The sequence below is a fragment of the Streptomyces sp. NPDC096132 genome (assembly GCF_044763345.1).
Classification (GTDB): Bacteria; Actinomycetota; Actinomycetes; order Streptomycetales; family Streptomycetaceae; genus Streptomyces.
The window spans coordinates 79,751-97,638 of sequence record NZ_JBIWGA010000006.1 but is presented as its reverse complement, the minus strand read 5'-3'; the positions used below and the strand labels follow the sequence as shown (position 1 = coordinate 97,638).

At 72.2% G+C, this 17,888-nt stretch carries 15 protein-coding genes; 9 read left to right on the top strand and 6 right to left on the bottom strand.

Annotation, left to right across the window (positions count from 1 at the left end):
* Nucleotides 1–37: 37 nt before the first annotated feature.
* Together ACIRF9_RS16085 and ACIRF9_RS16080 are read right to left on the bottom strand one after the other, a co-directional pair.
* Complete coding sequence (locus ACIRF9_RS16085) at nt 38–778, bottom strand: SchA/CurD-like domain-containing protein (RefSeq protein WP_403821495.1); 741 nt, start codon at nt 776–778, stop codon at nt 38–40.
* Nucleotides 779–816: 38 nt separating this feature from the next.
* Entirely contained in the window at nt 817–1,263 is a 447-nt protein-coding gene (locus ACIRF9_RS16080) for an anthrone oxygenase family protein (RefSeq protein ID WP_403821492.1), read from the bottom strand.
* Nucleotides 1,264–1,503: 240 nt separating this feature from the next.
* Here ACIRF9_RS16080 and ACIRF9_RS16075 point away from each other — a divergent pair, with 240 nt between their 5' ends.
* The 5 genes from ACIRF9_RS16075 to ACIRF9_RS16055 are packed head-to-tail and all read left to right on the top strand — an operon-like array spanning nt 1,504 to nt 4,503.
* Nucleotides 1,504–1,971 (top strand): anthrone oxygenase family protein, encoded by a 468-nt coding sequence (locus ACIRF9_RS16075; protein WP_403821489.1) that lies wholly within the window; start codon nt 1,504–1,506, stop codon nt 1,969–1,971.
* A gap of 50 nt (nt 1,972–2,021) precedes the next feature.
* Entirely contained in the window at nt 2,022–3,074 is a 1,053-nt protein-coding gene (locus ACIRF9_RS16070) for a methyltransferase (RefSeq protein WP_403821486.1), read from the top strand.
* Nucleotides 3,075–3,126: 52 nt separating this feature from the next.
* Nucleotides 3,127–3,876 carry an SDR family NAD(P)-dependent oxidoreductase gene (locus ACIRF9_RS16065; RefSeq protein ID WP_403821483.1) on the top strand — a complete coding sequence of 250 codons (750 nt, stop codon included), beginning with the start codon at nt 3,127–3,129 and terminating at the stop codon, nt 3,874–3,876.
* Nucleotide 3,877: 1 nt separating this feature from the next.
* Complete coding sequence (locus tag ACIRF9_RS16060) at nt 3,878–4,189, top strand: antibiotic biosynthesis monooxygenase family protein (RefSeq protein ID WP_403821480.1); 312 nt, start codon at nt 3,878–3,880, stop codon at nt 4,187–4,189.
* Entirely contained in the window at nt 4,186–4,503 is a 318-nt protein-coding gene (locus ACIRF9_RS16055; protein ID WP_403821477.1) for an antibiotic biosynthesis monooxygenase family protein, read from the top strand. Before ACIRF9_RS16060 ends, ACIRF9_RS16055 begins: the two co-directional genes overlap by 4 nt.
* Nucleotides 4,504–4,654: 151 nt before the next feature.
* Here the strand turns inward: ACIRF9_RS16055 and ACIRF9_RS16050 are convergent, their stop codons facing one another.
* The 3 genes from ACIRF9_RS16050 to ACIRF9_RS16040 form a co-directional block, all read right to left on the bottom strand.
* The gene (locus ACIRF9_RS16050; RefSeq protein WP_403821474.1) at nt 4,655–5,656 is read right to left on the bottom strand and encodes a beta-ketoacyl-ACP synthase 3; all 1,002 of its coding nucleotides are present in this window, start codon (nt 5,654–5,656) and stop codon (nt 4,655–4,657) included.
* A complete protein-coding gene (locus ACIRF9_RS16045) occupies nt 5,653–6,810 on the bottom strand; it encodes a hypothetical protein (protein WP_403821472.1) in 1,158 nt (385 codons plus the stop codon). The genes ACIRF9_RS16050 and ACIRF9_RS16045 overlap by 4 nt, the downstream gene beginning before the upstream one ends.
* A 125-nt stretch (nt 6,811–6,935) precedes the next feature.
* Nucleotides 6,936–7,448, bottom strand: a complete 513-nt coding sequence (locus ACIRF9_RS16040; protein ID WP_403822418.1) for a MarR family winged helix-turn-helix transcriptional regulator — start codon at nt 7,446–7,448, stop codon at nt 6,936–6,938.
* Nucleotides 7,449–7,602: 154 nt separating this feature from the next.
* Between ACIRF9_RS16040 and ACIRF9_RS16035 the strand changes: the two genes are divergently transcribed.
* A complete protein-coding gene (locus tag ACIRF9_RS16035) occupies nt 7,603–8,040 on the top strand; it encodes a DUF6069 family protein (RefSeq protein ID WP_403821469.1) in 438 nt (145 codons plus the stop codon).
* Between the two features lie 91 nt (nt 8,041–8,131).
* Nucleotides 8,132–10,009, top strand: coding sequence for an asparagine synthase (glutamine-hydrolyzing) (gene asnB, locus ACIRF9_RS16030; RefSeq protein ID WP_403821466.1), 1,878 nt, complete (start codon nt 8,132–8,134; stop codon nt 10,007–10,009).
* A gap of 98 nt (nt 10,010–10,107) precedes the next feature.
* On the opposite strand, the gene ACIRF9_RS16025 is transcribed toward asnB, so the two are convergent.
* Entirely contained in the window at nt 10,108–11,928 is a 1,821-nt protein-coding gene (locus ACIRF9_RS16025; RefSeq protein WP_403821463.1) for a BTAD domain-containing putative transcriptional regulator, read from the bottom strand.
* Between the two features lie 252 nt (nt 11,929–12,180).
* Here ACIRF9_RS16025 and ACIRF9_RS16020 point away from each other — a divergent pair, with 252 nt between their 5' ends.
* Both ACIRF9_RS16020 and ACIRF9_RS16015 read left to right on the top strand, forming a co-directional pair.
* Nucleotides 12,181–13,863, top strand: coding sequence for an MDR family MFS transporter (locus ACIRF9_RS16020; protein ID WP_403821460.1), 1,683 nt, complete (start codon nt 12,181–12,183; stop codon nt 13,861–13,863).
* 1,396 nt (nt 13,864–15,259) lie between these two features.
* Nucleotides 15,260–17,863, top strand: a complete 2,604-nt coding sequence (locus ACIRF9_RS16015) for a bifunctional FO biosynthesis protein CofGH (RefSeq protein ID WP_403821457.1) — start codon at nt 15,260–15,262, stop codon at nt 17,861–17,863.
* Nucleotides 17,864–17,888: the final 25 nt, after the last annotated feature.

Sequence of the window (17,888 nt, the reverse complement as noted above, 5' to 3'; positions counted from 1 at the left end):
CGGCCCGGCGGCGGTTTCCTGTGCGGGGGCTTCGGCGTCAGCCGACCCCCAGCGCCGACATGTGGGCGATCATCAGCATCGCCTGCTCGTGCACCAGCGCCAGATACGCGTCGGGGTGGCCGGGCCGCCCGCCGCTCTCCAGATAGGGGTCGAGCCACCGCTCGGCGTTCTGGCCGTGACAGCGGTCGGTGAGGTAGCCGACGACGTCGTACGGATGACCGTCGTACTGCACGACCCGCACCAGGGTGTCCTCGTGCAGGAACAGCGCGGTGCGAATGATCGAGGGGTGTTCCGGCGCCATGGTCAGCGAGGCCCGGCTGTTGACGGTCTCGCGCAGGGCCGTCAGCTCCGCGCCGGCCCCGGCCCGCAGGGGGTAGCGCAGGGCGACGGTGCCCAGAGCGGGCCGTTCGTCGGGGCTGTGCTGCTCCAGCACCGTCATCAGACTGCGGTGGAAGTGGTTGCGGAAGCCCTCGGGGGTCTCGGTGTCCCGTGGCTCGGTCAGATAGGGGCTGATCGCCCGCTCGGCCTCGCGTACCCCCTTCTGCACCGACATGTGCCGGGCGACCTCGGCGGCGCCCACGCCGTCGTGGTGGATCACCCGGACCAGGACGTCGTCCTGGACGAACAGGCCGGTCCCGAGCAGCATCCCCGCCGCTTCCCCCTCGGAATCCTTGATCACGGGGGAGTCGACCCGGGTGAAGTTGTGCGGTGAGAAGACCTCGGTGAGTTCTTCCTCATGGCCGGGACGGACACGGTAGGTGATGGCGTCCAGAGGCATGACGGTTCCTCCTGTCGAAGCGTTCGGAACGGCACACGTCAGCGGGTGATGAGCACCGTGACGGTGACGAGGACCAGGGCCAGCGCGGCCAGGGCGGTGCGCAGCCGGTGCCAGGCCCGCCACAGCGGGCGCGGATCCTGCCAGGGGCCGTGCGCCGCGAGTGCGCTCAGCGAGCGGTTGATCGGCACGTTGCCGAGGTGCGAGACCGCCTGCACCCCGATGAGCAGCACGGAGACCAGCGGGAACAGCACCTGCCCGGGCCCCTCGGCGAGGAAGGCCAGGGCGAACCCGCTCAGCGTGGCCACGTTGACCAGCAGCGGCATCAGCGGGTGGTACCCCTTGCCGAGCAGGGCGTGCGCCCGCAGGTAATCCGCGCGGTCCATGGCGGACATGGCGGGGCCCACACTGACCAGGACCGCCACGAAGACACCCGTGACGGTCCCCGTTCCCATCAGTACGACCCCGCTCAGCACTTCTTCGAGCATCACTACTCCCGGTCCCGCTGCCTTGGATGTGGTGTCCGGTCACCGTGCCCCGGCCTGCTCGACTCGCTGTGGAGCGGTGCTCGACACCGGGCCCGCGCGGCTGCCCGTACACGCCGCCCCGCGTCCGCCCGTGATCGTCAAGCGGTCTTCGAGCCCCCTTCGACCGGCGGCTCCGAGAGTCGTCGCAGAGTCCGCCGCACCGAGCGGCGGCGGTCCGGGAGGGTCCGGGAGGGCTGAATCGTGGTCGATCCGGTGCAGATACTGCTGCCCATCGCACTCTTCGCCGGGGGCCTCGCGGCCGGTGGCCTGGCCATATCCGTTCTGGCGGCGCCGCTGTTCACCACGCTGCCCACCGGGATGTACGTGCCGGTGCACAAGGGGCTCGTCACCCGCTTCGACCCGTTCATGCCGGTGTCGCTGTTCAGCTGCCTGCTGTGCGACCTGGCCCTGGCCGCCCTCGCCGACCGGACCGGAGTGCGTCTGCTCGCGTCGCTCGCCGCGCTGCTGCTGGCCGCCGCCATGACGGTCTCGCTCACCCGCAACGTCCCGATCAACCGGTGGCTGTCCACGCTGGATCCGCAGAACCTGCCGGCGGACTTCGACCGGCTCGACCCCAGGGAACGGTGGATCCGCTGGAACCGGGTGCGCGGCTCCCTCGCCGTCATGGCGCTGCTGACCAACGTCGCCGCGGCAGCCGTACTCCTCTGACCGCCGTTCGCCCCCGACGTCTCGTCCGACAAGGAGAAGCTGTGGACCCCATGACCGGAGTGGTCGGCCCGGCGATGGCCGCCGCGTTGCCGCCCCACGTACGGCTGCTGCTGCTCACCGACGGCAAGCGGATCTCCCGCGTCCTGCATGTCGTCGCCGAACTCGACATCGCCGGACTGCTCGCCGACGGCCCGCTCACGGTCGCCGACCTCGCCGAGCGGACCGGCACCCACGCCGACTCGCTGGGGCGTGTCCTGCGGGTCGCCGCCGCGTTCGGCGTCCTGGCCGAGGAACCGGACGGCCGGTACACGCTCACCGAGGTCGGCCAGGCCCTGCGGGCCGACGTGCCCGGCAGCCAACGGGACATGGTCCTCTACAACGGCGACGAGATGCTGTGGCGTTCCTACGGCGAGCTGATGCACACCGTCCGCACCGGCCGCCCCGCGTTCGAGCGGGTCTACGGCCATGGCTTCTTCGAGCACCTCGAGGCCGACCCGCGCGCGGGTGCCCTGTTCGACCGGGCGATGACCGGGATGAGCCGGGCGACCTCCCGCATGCTGCTGGACTCCTACGACTTCGGCCGCTTCCCCCGGCTCGCCGACGTCGGCGGTGGCCGGGGCCTGTTCCTCGCCGAGCTGCTCGCCCGCCACCCCGGCGTGCGGGGCACGCTCGTGGACCGGCCGACGGTGGTGGAGGAGGCGCCCAAGCTGTTCGAGGAGGCCGGCGTCGCCGACCGCGTCGAGGTGGTGCCGGGCGACTTCTTCGGTGAACTCCCGGCACAGCACGACGCGTACGTGCTGAAGGCCGTGCTGCACGACTGGGACGACGAGCGGGCGGCGGCCATCCTGCGCCGGATCCGCGAGGCCCTGCGGGACGTGCCCGAGGGCCGGCTGCTGATCTGCGAGTTCCTGGTCGGGCCGGCGAACGAGTGGGACCGCGGCAAGTTGCTCGACCTGGACATGCTCGTCCGGTTCGGCGGGCGGGAACGCACCGCGGACCAGTGGCACGCGCTGCTCGCGACGGCGGGCTTCGAGCTGGTGAACGAGCCGGTCGCCGGGCGCTGGGCGGTCCTGGAGTGCCGCCCCGTCCCCGCCGGCCGGTGATCTGACCGATCCGATCCGATGCGGCGTGGGCCGCGACATCACGGAGGATGGCATGGAACTTCGACTGGTCGGAAAGAACGCGCTGGTCACGGGCGGCAGCCGGGGGATCGGGCGAGCCATCGTGCTGGCTCTGGCCAAGGCCGGCGCCACGGTGGTGACCTGCTACCGGCAGGAGGGCGAGGCGGTGGACAGTCTGGCCCGCGAGCTGAAGGAGATCGGCGGCGACCACGTCCTGGTGCGCGCCGACGTGGGCACCGCGGCGGGCGTGGAACGCGTTCTGGAGGAGTGCCGCAGCCGGTTCGAGACGCTGGACGTGCTCGTCAACAACGCGGGTGTGATCAGCCAGATCCCGTTCGCGCAGCTGCCGTTCGAGGAGTGGGAGCGGGTACTGGCCACCAACCTCACCGGACCGTTCATGGTGATCAGCAAGGCGCTGCCGCTGCTGCGCGAGGGCTCCTCCGTCATCACCATCGGCTCCCGGGGCGCGATGGCGGGCATTCCGCTGCGCGGCCACTACACCGCCTCCAAGGCCGGTCTCGTCGGCCTCACCCGGTCGCTGTGCAAGGAGTTCGGCGGCAAGGGCATCCGGTTCAACGTGGTCGCCCCCGGTGTCATCGACACCTCCGAGCCCGACGAACTGAGCGACGACCAGCGGGCCCAGTACAACGAGCGGTATCTGCGCATGATGGCCCTGGGCCGCTTCGGCCGCCCCGACGAGATCGCCGGCGCGGTGCTGTTCCTGGCGAGCGACCTGTCCACCTACGTCAACGGCGAGACCCTGCACGTCGACGGAGGTGTCTGAGATGGCGGCGCAGAACGGGACGTTCCGGGTGCTGCTGACCGTGCGGGTCAAGCCGGGCATGGGGGCCGACTTCGAGAAGGTCTGGGCGGAGGGCAGCGCGGAGGTCACCGCCCAGCCGGCGAACCTGGGCCACACCCTCGCCCACAGCGCCCAGGAGGACGACGTCTACTACGTGGTCAGCGACTGGACCGACCGGGACGCGTTCTTCACGTTCGAGAGCAGCCCCGGGCATGTGCGCCACCGGGAGAAGCTGCACCCGTACCGCGAGAGCGGCTCCCTGGCGATGATGCAGGTCCTGGAGTCCGGCCGATGAGCGCCGAGCCCGGCCGGGTGCGGGTGCTGCTGCATCTGCACGCGGAACCCGAGCAGGTGCCGCGGGTCGAGGAGGCCTACCACCTCATCAGCAAGGAACTCGCGGGCACCCCGGGCCTCCTGGGCAACGAACTCCTGCGGGACCTCACCGCCCCCGGCGGCTACGCGGTTCTCAGCGCCTGGGAGACCATGGCCGCCTTCCGCGCCTGGGAGGAGGGCTCGGCCCACCGCGGCACGACGTCCCCGCTCCGCGCCTTCCAGGACCGCGGACGCCCCAGTCCCTTCGCCCTGTACGAGGTGACGGCGCAGTACTGACGGCGCGCACACGACGCGGTATCGGCCGCGGGGAGCACCGGCTCCCCGCGGCCTTCGTCGTACCGGGTCCGGTACGGCGAAGGCCGTCGTACCGCACGCGAAACGGGCGCCCCGGCCGTCGGCCGGGGCGCCCGTCGTCGTGGGCCGTGGGTCAGGGGAGCCGGACGACCTGGCCCGCGTAGACCAGGCCGGCGCCGAAGCCGACCAGCAGGGCGAGGCCGCCCGAGGGAGCGCTGCCGGAGGAGAGCAGTTCCTCCATGGCGAGCGGGATGGAGGCGGCGGAGCTGTTGCCGCTGGTGACGATGTCGCGGGCGACGGCGGTGCGCTCGGTGAGCCCCAGTTCGCCGACGACATGGTCGGTGATGAGCATGTTGGCCTGGTGCGGGATGAACGCGTCGAGCTCGTCGGTGGTGACGCCGGCCAACTCCAGCATGCTCCGGGCGGCGGGGACGAGTTCGGTGGTGGCCCAGCGGTAGACCTTCCAGCCGGACATGGTGATGGCGGGCTTGTCGTCGGGCCGGTTCCCGGTGCCGTCGTGCCAGGGGTCGGTCATCTTCAGCGCGGCGTTGCGCGAGCCGTCGGCCCGCCAGACGACGGGGCCGATCCCCGGTTCGTCGGAGGGGCCGACCACGACGGCGCCCGCGCCGTCGGCGAACAGGAAGGCGGTGTCACGGTCCTGGTGGTCGAGGATGTCCGTCATCCGCTCGGCGCCGATGACCAGCACATGGTCCGAGCGGCCGAGTCGCACCAGGTCGGAGGCGAGGGCCACGGCGTGGCAGAAGCCGGCGCAGGCGGCGGATATGTCGAAGGCCGCGGCCCGTTCCGCGCCCAGCCGGTGGGCCACCTCCACGGCCACGGCGGGCATCTGCTCCATGGAGGTGATCGTGGCCACGATCACCGTGTCGATCCGGTCGGCCCCGATGCCGGCGGCGGCCAGGGCCTTCTCGGCCGCCGCGGTCGCCATGCCGGGCAGGGTCTCCTCGGGTGCGGCGTAGCGGCGGGAGCGGATACCCGAGCGGCGTTCGATCCAGTCCGGGTCGAGCCCGGTGCGTTCGGCGATCTCGGAGTTGGGCACCGACCGCCGGGGCCGGTACGCGCCGACCGCGAGAAGGCGGCTGTGCCGCAGGACCCGGGTGTCCTGAAGAGCTGTCATGACTGTCCTTCCGGTACGGACGGGCGGACGGGGCGGGTGCGGGCGGCGGGGGTGCGGCCCCAGCGGGTGGTGCCCCAGGGCTTGTAGGTCGAGACGGCCGTCATGAAGATCAGCGACAACAGCGCCACGAGGGCGGCACCGCTCATCGCCCAGCCGACGCCGTCCAGTTCGCCGCCCCGGGCGGGGGCGCCCTCGTCGACGAGGGTGTTGGCCTCGAGGATCAGCTGGTGGATCACCGAGAAGCCGAGGACCATCACGCCCATGGTGAGGAAGAATTTCGTGGCCACCCAGGTGCGCCGCAGCAGGCCCCACTTGGTGCCCGCGCTCACCACGATCCCGCTGATCAGCGCGAACATGCTGGTCATGCCGAGGAAGATCTCGTCGAGCAGCGACATGGTGCGGTACATCGCGGCCTGCTGCGCGGCGTCGTGGGTCGTGGCCCCGGCCACCGACATGGCGAACATCCCGGTCACCAGGCCGAGCCAGCCCACCGAGATGGCCACGTGGATGGTGAGGACCGCCTTGCGCAGACGCGGCGAGATGGTGCGGCCGCGGGTGCGGACCGCGGCCATCCAGTGGTTCACGGAGGGGACGTACAGCAGCACCAGGCCGATGACGGAGGGGACCAGGCTCGCGATGGCGAGGCTCTCCTGGAGCGGGCCGACCAGGGGCCGGCCACCGAGCCGGGCGAGGCCGAGCCCGGTGAAGAGCAGGCCCAGGGAGGTGAAGATCGTCAGCAGGACGCGCCCCCACTGGCGGCCGGCCCGCAGCATCTCGGCGAAGAAGCCGAACAGCGCGCAGAAGGCGATGGTCAGCGCCAGGTCACCGGTGGTCGCGGCGCCGGCCACCCCCGTGTCGAACTGGTGCTTGATCTCGAAGACGTTGCTGGCGATCGCGGCGAGGGTGGCCACGATCACCATCACATAGGCCCAGCCGACGGCGGCGGGGGGCCGCGGGGCCGGGGCCGCGGCGTCCTTCCGGCCGGTGCCCGGCCGGAGAGCTCCGTCCGGCGCGGTGCCGTCCGCGGCGGTGTCAAGGCGGGTGGTGGTGCCCGGGGCTGTGGACTTGGCGGCCGTCGCTTCGGTGCGGGGCCGCTGGCGATCGCCTCGTGCCTCGGGGGCCGTGGGCCCTGTGGTCCGGTCGGTCGTGCTCACCGTCGCGCCTCCTTGGGGACCGGGCGCGAACGTCCCCGCGGCAGCGGGACTCCGACGCGCCGTCGATGCGGGGATCTGGCACCGTCAGCGTCGTCGGAGGGTCTCGAAGCTCACTCGAAGGGCGGTCAGCCGTCGCCGGCACTGTCCAGCGCGTGCACGAACTTGGTGAGCAGCCGGGCGAACTCCTCCTGCTCGTCGGGATCCCAGTGCTCCAGGACGGTGGCGTAGAACGCCTGGCGGGTGCTGTGCGCGGCGTCCACCGCGTCCCGGCCGGCCCGGGTGAGCTCCAGGCAGCTGCGCCGGCCGTCCTCCTGGGAGGCGACGCGGCGCACGAAGCCGGTGCGGACCGCGTCGGCGACGACCCGGCTGGCCCGGGACGGGTCGATGGCGAGCCGGTCCGCGACGAACCCCACGGTCACATCCTTGGTGCCCTCGCTGTTGCCCTCGTCGACCGCGTCGACCACGGCGAGCGTGCTGAGGTCGACCGGCTGGGACATGCCCTGTACCACCGGCCGAGCGAGGGTGCGCCGGGACTGTCGCCGGCGGATCCGGATCAGCGCTCTTTCCACGGCGGTCAGCACCTCGGGCCGGGCGGGGGCGTGGTCCGTCGTGGTCTCGGGGTCTTCTGAGGTCTCCACAGCGTTCACGCTTTCGAGGTTACCGGCACACATCTGGAACGGGCACTGTTGGGCCTCGGGCAATCATGTGCTAAAGTCATGCATGTGCTGAGAGCAATGATCGCCTTGATGGTGCGGCCTCTTCGGCCGTTACCCGTGTCCTGAGGAGGCCCGGATGTCCGCAACCCCCGCCACCCCCGCCCACCGCACCGGAAGCCCGGCGCGCACCCGCGCGCTCGCCGTCGGAGCCGCCGTGCTCGCCGACGCCCTGATCTGGCTCGTCGCCCACGGCCTGTTCGACGTGGACCTGCGGGTCCCGGACGGTCCGGGCTCCACCTCGACCACCGAGCTGCCGTTCCCCACCGTGGTCGTCGCGGTCGCCGTGGTCTCCCTCCTCGGCTGGGGCCTGCTCGCCCTGCTGGAGCGCTTCGCGCCCGGCCGCGCGCGCACCGTCTGGACCGCCGCCGCCGCGGCGGTGGTGGTGCTGTCCCTGTTCGCCCCGCTGTTCGCCGAGGGACTGACCGCCGGCAACCGGGTCACGCTCGTCCTGCTGCATCTCACGGTCGGGGCGCTCCTCATCCCCGCCTTCCGCCGGGATGCCGCGTCGGCGTGACCTTGGTTCCATCGCTCCTCCACGCCGTTTCGAGCGCCCCGGACCACGGTTGCCCTCCACGCAACTCACCGGACACAGAAGGGGAATCCCCATGTGCGGCATCGCAGGCTGGGTCGTTCGCGAGGGCGGGCCCCGAGAAGGCCCCGGGCTCCCGCAGGACATCGCACACACGATGGCCTGCCGGGGCCCGGACGGCCGGGGCGTGTGGCGAGACGGGCACGCGACGCTCGTCCACACCCGGCTGGCCGTGATCGACGTCCCCGGCGGTCACCAGCCGATGACCGCCGAGCGCCCCGACACCCCGGCCGGCACGGAGCCGCTCGCGGTCCTCGCCTACAACGGCGAGGTGTACAACTTCCGCGAGCTGCGCGCGGAACTGACCGGCCGGGGTCACCGTTTCACCACCCGCAGCGACACCGAGGTCGTGCTCCACGCCTATCTGGAGTGGGGCGAGCGGTGCGTGGAGCGCCTGGAGGGCATGTTCGCCTTCGCGGTCTGGGACCCGCGCCGCCGCAGTCTGTTCCTGGCCCGGGACCGCTTCGGCATCAAGCCCCTGTCCTACGCGCTCACCCCCGACGGCCTCGTCTTCGCCTCCGAGCCCAAGACCCTGCTGGCCCACCCGGCGGTCCGGCCCACGGTCGACCTCGACGGTCTGCGCGTGCTGTTCTCCATGGCCCGCGCGCCCGGCGAGAGCGTCTACCGCGCCATCCGCGACCTGCCCCCGGGTCACACGCTCGTCTACGGCGACAAGGGCCCGGTCCTGCGCCGCTACTGGCAGCTGGAGGCCCGCCCGCACGAAGACGACCTGGACACCACGGTCCGCACCGTGCGGGAGCTGCTCGAGCGCAGCGTCGCCCGAGAACTGGTCTCCGACGTGCCCCTGAGCGTGCTGCTCTCCGGCGGACTCGACTCCAGCACCGTCGCCGCGCTCGCCGCCCGCGCGCTCGAGGCCGAGAACGGCGGACGAGTGCGCACCACCACCGTCACCTACAGCGGGTACAGCGACAACTTCCAGCCGGACCTGGTGCGCAGCGCCCCCGACGCGCCGTACGCCCGCGCGGTCGCCGACCACATCGGCGCCGACCACCTGGAGATCGAGCTCACCACCGCGGACCTCATCGCCCCCGACGCCCGCCGCGCCGTGCTGCGCGCCCAGGACGTACCCGCCCCCTTCGGAGACATGGACACCTCCACCTACCAGGCGTTCGCCGGGGTGCGCGGACACTCCAAGGTGGCGCTGACGGGCGAGAGCGCCGACGAGATCTTCGGCGGGTACAGCTGGGTGCACATCCCCGACCTGGCGGACGAGGAACAGTTCCCGTGGGTCGCCTTCGAGCAGTGGCACCCCGGGACCCGCGAGGGCCTGGGCCAGGGGCTGCTGTCACCCGCTTTCAAGTCCCGCCTGGACATGGGCACGTACTACGCGGAGCGGTACGCGCAGGCCATGGCCGACATCCCCCGGCTGCCCGGCGAGGGAGCCGAGGAGCGCCGCGCGCGCGAGGTCTGCCACCTCCACCTCACGCACTGGCTGCCCCGGCTGCTGGAGCGCAACGACCGGCTCAGCATGATCTCCGGGCTGGAGGTGCGGGTCCCGTTCTGCGACCACCGCCTCGTGCAGTACGCGTACGACATCCCCTGGCCGCTGAAGACCTTCGACGGCCGGGAGAAGAGCCTGCTGCGGGCCGCCGCCGCCGATCTGCTGCCCGAACAGGTGCTGGAGCGGCCCAAGGCGCCCTTCCCGGTGAGCCAGGACGCCACCTACACCAAGGCGCTGCACCAGGAGTTCGCCGAGGTGCTGGCGGATCCGGCGGCGCCCGTGCGGCCGCTGCTGGACCTGGAGGCCGCCCGCGCGGTCGTCACCCCTGAGGGCGAGGCGGCCGCGCAGGACTGGCTGCACCGGATGAACGTCGAGATGGTCGTCCAGGTCAACACCTGGCTCCGGGAGCACGGCGACATCCTGGACCTGTGACGGCGCACAGGACGGCGCGCCGGGTGCGGCACGGTACCTGCCCCTTCCGTGTCACCCGGCGCGCCTCTTCGCACGGGAACGCCCGTCGCGGACGCGTCCTATGCGTAGACCGGCGCCCCGCGCAGGGCGGTCCGCAGCAGCCGGGGGAGCCGGTACTGAAAGAAGCCCTCCGTGGGCGAGTCGGCGACGGACAACTCCACGCCCAGGAGGAACAGTTCGACGAGTTCCTCCAGCAGCTCCTCCGCCTCGAGGGTGCTGCGCCCGAGGACGGAGGCGACCTCCTCCACCGTCACCACCTTGCGCGCCCCCGCGGCGAGCTTGCCGACCGCCTCGCGCAGGGCCAGATCCAGGCAGCCGCTGCGGCGGACCAGATGGTCGCAGGGGTGGGTCCGCTGGGCCGGGGCCGGCTGCCGTTCGCGGTTCATCCAGTCGATGAGCCGCCACACCGTCCAGTGCGGACGCAGGGCCAGCAGGTTGACCGCCTCGATCACCGGCCCGGGCAGGTGGTCGCACAGGTCGAGCAGCATGCGCAGCCCATGGTCGTCGGCGAGCTGCGGACCGCGTCCCAGAGCGGCGCGGCACAGGTCCGCCGCGTCCTCCGCGCGCAGCGGGCCGACATCCACGCGCATCCGGATCCGGCTGCCGCCCAGACGCCGCGCGCCGACCACGACGACCGCCGAACCGGCGTCCGCGGGCAGCAGATCGGTGATCTGGTGGCTCGCCATCACATCGTCGACCACCAGCAGCACCCGGCGGCCCGCGGTCCAGGCACGCAGCAGCCGGGCGCGGTCGGCCCGCCCCTCCGGCAGTTCGGCGCGCCGGTGTCCGACGGCGGTGAGCAGATCGGCGAGCACGTCCTCGACCGGCCGGGGCGAGGCCGGGTCGCCGAAGGAGGTGTACAGCCGGCCGTCGGTGAAGACGTCCCCGAGCCGGTGGGCGACCGCCACGGCGACCGCCGTGCTGCCCGCTCCGGGCGGGCCCCCGACCGCCACGCACATCGGGCCCTGTGCGTCGGCGTATTCGGTGAGCGCCTTGCGGACATCGGCGCACTCCGTCTGTCTACCGATCAGCGGGACGTCGGCGGGCAGGGTCACCGGCGGTTCGCCGCCCGGCGCCGGATGCACGGAGACCGGCCCCTCGGGCAGGTCGAGCCGGCTGTCCCCGGACAGCACCTGCTGGTGCAGCCGCTGCAGTTCCGAGCAGGGCTCGAGGCCGAGTTCCCGGGCGAGGACGCCCCGCAGACGCTGGAACGCCTCCAGCGCCTCCGGCCGCCGGCCGGCCCGGTGCAGCGAGAGCATCAGCTTGGCGTGCAGGCCCTCCCGGGTGGGGTTGTCGGCGGCCAGCGCGGTCAGTTCGCTGATCAGCTGGTGGTGGCGGCCGAGCAGCAGATCGGCGTTGATGCGCTGCTCCAGGACCTCGTAGCGCCGCTCCTCCAGTCGGAGGGCGTCGATGCCGATGACCGGACCCGGGGTCAGATCGCTGAGGGCGGGCCCCCGCCACACGGCGAGGGCCCGCTGCAGCAGGTCGGCGCCCTCGGCCAGGGCGCCCTTGTCGATGGCCGCTCTGCCCCGGTCGGCGAGCTCGCCGAACTCCTGGGTGTCCAGGCAGCCCTGCGGTCCGGAGAGCTGGTAGCCGCCCGGAGTGGTCATCAGAGCGTGGCCGGTGGCGGGGGAGCCGGGCTGGCGGTCGGACAGCCCGGGAAGTTTGCGGAGTTGATAGATGTACGTCTGGAGGGTGGTCGCGGCGCTGGACGGGGGGCGCTCCTCCCACAGCTCCTGCACGAGTTGATGGAGCGGGACTGTGGAGTTGGTCCGTAGGGCCAGCAGGGCCAACACCTGCCGGACCTTGGGGGCGGACGGCGTGACGTGCACGCCTCGGTGGACGACCTGAAGCGTTCCGAGCAGCCTGATCTGCAGCACTGACCCTCCCGTTTCGCTTGCATCGTTCTCACGGCCTGATGCACTTCCTCGGTGCTGAAGCGCCTCTCGTTCGTGTCGCTTACTTGACCCCCGCCCGCTTGACGACCGCTTGAGCGGTCCTGGACCAGCTCGCGGGCATACGCCCGGACACCGGCCTTCGCCTGCGTGAAGTTCTTCGCACGGGACATTTATATGTCGATGTCATACACTTGCGGAAGTCCGCAATTTGGGTCCTCATGCCTTGGAGGAGCGATGACCGAAGCCGGCCCGGCGCGTGCCCCGGGGGTGGCCGCCGGGGATCCGTCCACGCACGCCCTTCCCTCCCGCTTCCCGCTTCTGCTCGCGGCCCTGCTGCTGACCAGCGCGATGTCGATGATCGACCAGTCGATCACCGCGACCGCGGGCCCCAGCCTGACCGGCGAGTTGGGCGCTCTGGATCTGTATGCGTGGACGGCCACGGCATACATGGTGACGTTTAGCGTGGCCATGCCAATCTATGGGAAGCTGGGCGATCTCTACGGGCGACGCGCGGTCTACCTCTCCGCGATCCTGATCTTCCTGATCGGTTCGTCGGCCTGCGGTGCCGCCGGATCGATGGAACAGCTCATCGTCTTCCGCGCGATCCAGGGACTCGGCGGCGGCGGACTCCAGGTCAGCGCCTTCTCCGTCCTCGGCGACCTGATGCCGCCGCGTCAACGCGCCAAGTACCAGGGCTGGTTCGCCGGCGTCATGGTCATCGCCAACCTCGCCGGCCCCCTCGCCGGCGGTGTGCTGACCGACCAGCTCGGCTGGCGCTGGATCTTCTTCGTCAACCTGCCGCTCGGCGTGCTCGCCCTCGTCGGCATCCGGACGCTGCTCCCCTCGATGCCGCGCTCCGGTGCGCGTCCCCGTATCGACGGCCTGGGCACGGCTCTGCTCACCGCGCTCATCGCCTGCCTCGTCCTCGGCACGGACCAGGCCGGCCGCGAGGGATGGGGAGACCCGGTCGCCCTGGGCCTGGTGGCCGGCGCCCTGTTGCTGGCCGCGCTGTGGATCCGTCATGAGCGCTCCGCGCCCGAACCCGTGGTCCCCCTCAAGCTCTTCTCCGACCGCACGTTCACGATCTGCGTGGTGGTGGCCTTCGCCGTCAGCTTCGCCTTCTTCGGCTGTGTCACCTTCGTGCCGCTGCTGTTCCAGGCCGTCGAGGGGGTCAGTGCCACCGACACGGGACTGCTCTTCCTGCCCGCGATGATCGGTATGGCCCTCGCCACCGTGGTGGCCGGCCAGATCATCGGGAAGACGGGGCGCTACAAGTGGTTCCCCGTGGCGAGCACCGCCCTGGCCGCGGTCGCCGCGGGCCTCATGGCGGCGACGTCGGAGGACACCGGCACCGCCACCGTCGCCGCGCTCCTCGCCGTGATGGGCGTGGGCGTCGGTCTCTCCTCCCAGGTCACCACCCTCGTCGCCCAGTCCACGGCCCCCCGGGCCCAGATCGGTGTCAGCACCTCCACCGTCGGTCTGGCCCGCAATCTCGGCACGGCCTTCGGCGTCACGGTCTTCGGCTCCCTCCTCAACGCCCGCCTGGCCGCCGAGGCCCCCGACCGCCTGCCCTCGGCCGCCGCCGACAGCATCGTCCACGGCACCTGGGACCCGTCGAACCGCGACGCCTTCTCCCCCACCACCCTCACCAAGATCGCGGAGGTTTACAGCGATGCCCTGTCCACGGTGTTCCTCTCCGCCGTACCGGTACTGCTGGCAGGCTTCGCCCTGTCCCTGATGCTGAAGGACGCCCGCCTGGAAAAGCCCGGCGGACCGGGCGGGCCGGGCGGGCCGGGAGGACCGGGAGGACCGGGCGGGCGCGGGGGCACGGGCGGTGCGGGTGGCACCGGCGGACCGGACCGCTCCGACAACTCCGATGACTCCGACAACTCCGGCAACTCCGGCAACTCCGGCTGACGAGGCGGGAAAACGTCCCGGTTGTCGCGGCCGGGAGTGATCGCTCCGACGAACCCGCCGCGCCCCGGCGCACGGCGGGTTCGCGGGCTCCGGTCCCGGTCGTGCGACGGGAAGTGCCGGTCTCCGGCCGGCGCGGCGTGCCCGGCATGGGCGGCGGACTCGCATACCGCCGGCCCGCGTGCCGCAGCGCACGTGGCGGACTTGGCGGACCCGCCCGACCGGCAGTCGCCTGCCCTGAAGGGGCGGCCGGGCATGACGGTGGAACACGAAGACCTCCGTGCGGTGAGGACTGGACATCACCACCACACAGGGCGTCCTCGTCCCGAGCAAGAGGGCCCCTTTCGACACCACTCATGTCCGGTGCGCTCGGCAGCCTCGCCGGCCCCTGGCGCACCCGGCGGTTTCGTGCCCCGGCGCGCCCCAGGTCAGATGGGTTGCGTCGACCGGCGGGGCGGACAGACCACTGACGTTCAGTGAGGCCGTCGGTGGCGGGCGCGTGGCGGAGAGGAGGCGGCGTTCAGTCGGCGTTCCAGTTTTCGCCACTGGGCTCGTTCCTCGGCCGACAGGGTTGTTCCCGGGCCGGGGCCCTCGGCTGTGTTCCAGCCGTCGTCCGCTCGGGACGACGGCAGAAGGCCGTAGCACTCAGGAGGTGTCATGGCGCCGAAGCACTGCCCCATGGCGGCCAGCCCGGCTCCGAACTCGCGCAGCAGCCACGTCAGCCGGTTTCCCATGGTCGTCCCCTTCCATACGGTCGCAGCGAGGCTAGGAGGCCCCACTCGAAGCCCGGTGGAGTCGCGGGCCGACCTCGGATGCGACGGCGTTCCCGGATCCAGCGGGCGATGACCGATCGCCCAGTGCTTCTCGAGCGCCCCCGGGCAGGCTGTACTGCGGAAGCCGCGCCTACGGCCTGGCGGGAGCTTCCCCAGCGTGGGCGGACCTCCGCTTCCCCCCGTGGCAGAGCGTCCGCCCACGCCCCCCGCCGGCCGCCCCAACTCCACGCGCATCCGCACCGCCCGAGCCCGCGCGGCCGGGCCCTCGAGGTTGGGCCCCTGATCTCCCGCGCGGTCGTGCCGCCCGAGTCCGCGCGCGGTCGTGCCGCCCGAGTCCGCGCGCGGTCGTGCCGCCCGAGTCCGCGCGCGGCCGGTCCGCCCGAGTCCGCGCGTGGCCAGGGCTCCCAAGTCCGCGCGCGGCCAGCTCCCCGCCCCCGCGCGCATCCGCGCCCCCGCCCCTGCCCGCGACCAGCCCCCGGACCTCCCGCGGAGACACCCCCCGGACCTCCCCCCGACACCCCCCGACCTGCCCCCCCGGCTAGCCCGTGACACCGTGTAACGATCCGTCGTGAGGGACGGCCGCCCGTGCTCATCGCTGCTGATCAGCCTGAACGTATGCTCAAAGGATGACGACTTCCGCGACCTCCGGAACCGGCCCCGGCGCCACCCCCGGCCCCACCGAGAACTCCATGCGTCGCGCCCTCAAACGAGCCCGGGACGGCGTTGCCCTCGACGTGAGCGAGGTGGCCGTCCTCCTCCAGGCGCGCGGCGAGGCCCTCGACGACCTCGCCGCGTCCGCCGCCCGGGTGCGTGACGCGGGTCTGGCGGCGGCCGGCCGGCCCGGTGTCATCACGTATTCGAAGAGCGTCTTCGTCCCCCTCACCCGGCTGTGCCGGGACAAGTGCCACTACTGCACCTTCGTCACCGTCCCCGGCAAGCTGCGGCGCGCCGGGCACGGGATGTTCATGTCCCCCGACGAGGTCCTGGACGTCGCGCGCAAGGGCGCGGCCCTCGGCTGCAAGGAAGCCCTCATCACCCTCGGCGACAAGCCCGAGGACCGCTGGCCCGAGGCCCGGGAGTGGCTCGACGCGCACGGCTACGACGACACCATCGCCTACGTCCGCGCCATCTCCGTCCGCATCCTGGAGGAGACGGGACTCCTCCCGCACCTCAACCCCGGGGTGATGTCCTGGACCGACTTCCAGCGGCTGAAGCCGGTGGCCCCCTCGATGGGCATGATGCTGGAGACGACCGCCACCCGGCTGTGGTCCGAGCCCGGCGGCCCCCACTACGGCTCCCCGGACAAGGAACCGGCCGTACGGCTGCGCGTCCTGGAGGACGCCGGCCGCTCCTCCGTCCCCTTCACCTCCGGGATCCTCATCGGCATCGGCGAGACGTACGAGGAGCGCGCGGAGTCCCTCTTCGCCCTGCGGAAGATCTCCCGCGCCTACCACGGCATCCAGGAACTGATCATCCAGAACTTCCGCGCCAAGCCGGACACGGCCATGCGCGGCATGCCGGACGCGGAACTCGACGAACTGGTGGCGACGGTCGCCGTGGCCCGGCACCTCCTCGGCCCGTCCGCCAACCTCCAGGCCCCGCCCAACCTCGTGGACAGCGAGTACGGGCGGCTGATCGGCGCGGGCATCGACGACTGGGGCGGGGTGTCCCCGCTGACGATCGACCACGTCAACCCCGAGCGCCCCTGGCCGCAGATCGAGGAACTGGCCGAGAAGTCGGCGGCGGCCGGGTTCGAGCTGCGGGAACGCCTGTGCGTGTACCCCGAGTTCGTCACCCGCGGCGAGCCCTGGCTGGACCCGAGGCTCCTCCCGCACGTGCGGGCGCTGGCCGACCCGGCGACGGGGCTCGCCGTGCCGGACGCCGTCGTCGAGGGCCGGCCGTGGCAGGAGCCCGAGGAGGTGTTCACCGCCTCCGGCCGCACCGACCTCCACGCGTCGATCGACACCGAGGGCCGTACCTCCGACCGCCGTGACGACTTCGACGAGGTGTACGGCGACTGGTCCGCCCTGCGGGAGGCGGCCGCCCCCGGCATGGCACCGGAGCGCATCGACACGGACGTACGGGACGCCCTGCGGACGGCGGCCGACGACCCGACGAAGCTCACGGACGCCGAGGCGCTGGCGCTGCTGCACGCGGACGGTCCGGCGCTGGACGCGCTGACCCGGATCGCGGACGACGTGCGCAGGGCGGCGGTCGGCGACGACGTGACGTACATCGTCACCCGGAACATCAACTTCACCAACGTCTGCTACACCGGCTGCCGTTTCTGCGCCTTCGCGCAGCGCCGCACGGACGCCGACGCCTACACCCTGTCGCTGGACCAGGTGGCGGACCGCGCCCAGCAGGCCTGGGACGTGGGCGCGGTGGAGGTCTGCATGCAGGGCGGCATCCACCCCGACCTGCCCGGCACGGCCTACTTCGACATCGCGCGGGCGGTGAAGAAGCGCGTCCCCGGGATGCACGTCCACGCCTTCTCCCCGATGGAGGTCGTCAACGGCGCGACCCGCACCGGCCTGTCGATCCGCGAGTGGCTGATCGCGGCCAAGGAGGCCGGCCTCGACTCCGTCCCCGGCACCGCCGCCGAGATCCTCGACGACGAGGTCCGCTGGGTCCTCACCAAGGGCAAGCTGCCGACGGCGACCTGGATCGAGGTGATCACGACGGCGCACGAGGTCGGCATCCCGTCGACGTCGACGATGATGTACGGCCATGTCGACCAGCCGCGGCACTGGCTGGGCCATCTGCGCACCCTGGCCCGCATCCAGCAACAGACGGGCGGGTTCACGGAGTTCGTGACGCTCCCCTTCATCCACACGAACGCGCCGGTGTACCTGGCGGGCATCGCCCGCCCCGGCCCGACGCTGCGCGACAACCGCGCGGTGACGGCGATGGCCCGTCTCCTCCTGCACCCCTGGATCCCCAACATCCAGACCAGCTGGGTGAAGCTGGGCACGGAGGGCGCGGCGGAGATGCTGCGGTCCGGCGCGAACGACCTGGGCGGCACCCTGATGGAGGAGACGATCTCCCGCATGGCCGGCTCGTCCTACGGCTCGTACAAGTCCGTGGGCGATCTGGTGGCCGTCGCGGAGGCCGCCGGACGTCCGGCCCGGCCGCGTACGACGCTCTACGGCGAGGTCGCGGACGAGCGCCGACGGGCGGCGGAGGCCTCGGAGGGGCACCTTCCGGAACTGCTGCCCGTGCTGGAGTGAGTACGATGATCCGACCCCTACCGAC

Bases quoted from the DNA above. Each gene is read 5' to 3' on its own strand.
- ACIRF9_RS16085 (WP_403821495.1), bottom strand. From the start codon at position 778: ATGCCTCTGGACGCCATCACCTACCGTGTCCGTCCCGGCCATGAGGAA.
- ACIRF9_RS16080 (WP_403821492.1), bottom strand. From the start codon at position 1,263: ATGCTCGAAGAAGTGCTGAGCGGGGTCGTACTGATGGGAACGGGGACC.
- ACIRF9_RS16070 (WP_403821486.1), top strand. From the start codon at position 2,022: ATGACCGGAGTGGTCGGCCCGGCGATGGCCGCCGCGTTGCCGCCCCAC.
- ACIRF9_RS16065 (WP_403821483.1), top strand. From the start codon at position 3,127: ATGGAACTTCGACTGGTCGGAAAGAACGCGCTGGTCACGGGCGGCAGC.
- ACIRF9_RS16060 (WP_403821480.1), top strand. From the start codon at position 3,878: ATGGCGGCGCAGAACGGGACGTTCCGGGTGCTGCTGACCGTGCGGGTC.
- ACIRF9_RS16055 (WP_403821477.1), top strand. From the start codon at position 4,186: ATGAGCGCCGAGCCCGGCCGGGTGCGGGTGCTGCTGCATCTGCACGCG.
- ACIRF9_RS16050 (WP_403821474.1), bottom strand. From the start codon at position 5,656: ATGACAGCTCTTCAGGACACCCGGGTCCTGCGGCACAGCCGCCTTCTC.
- ACIRF9_RS16035 (WP_403821469.1), top strand. From the start codon at position 7,603: ATGTCCGCAACCCCCGCCACCCCCGCCCACCGCACCGGAAGCCCGGCG.
- asnB (WP_403821466.1), top strand. From the start codon at position 8,132: ATGTGCGGCATCGCAGGCTGGGTCGTTCGCGAGGGCGGGCCCCGAGAA.
- ACIRF9_RS16020 (WP_403821460.1), top strand. From the start codon at position 12,181: ATGACCGAAGCCGGCCCGGCGCGTGCCCCGGGGGTGGCCGCCGGGGAT.
- ACIRF9_RS16015 (WP_403821457.1), top strand. From the start codon at position 15,260: ATGACGACTTCCGCGACCTCCGGAACCGGCCCCGGCGCCACCCCCGGC.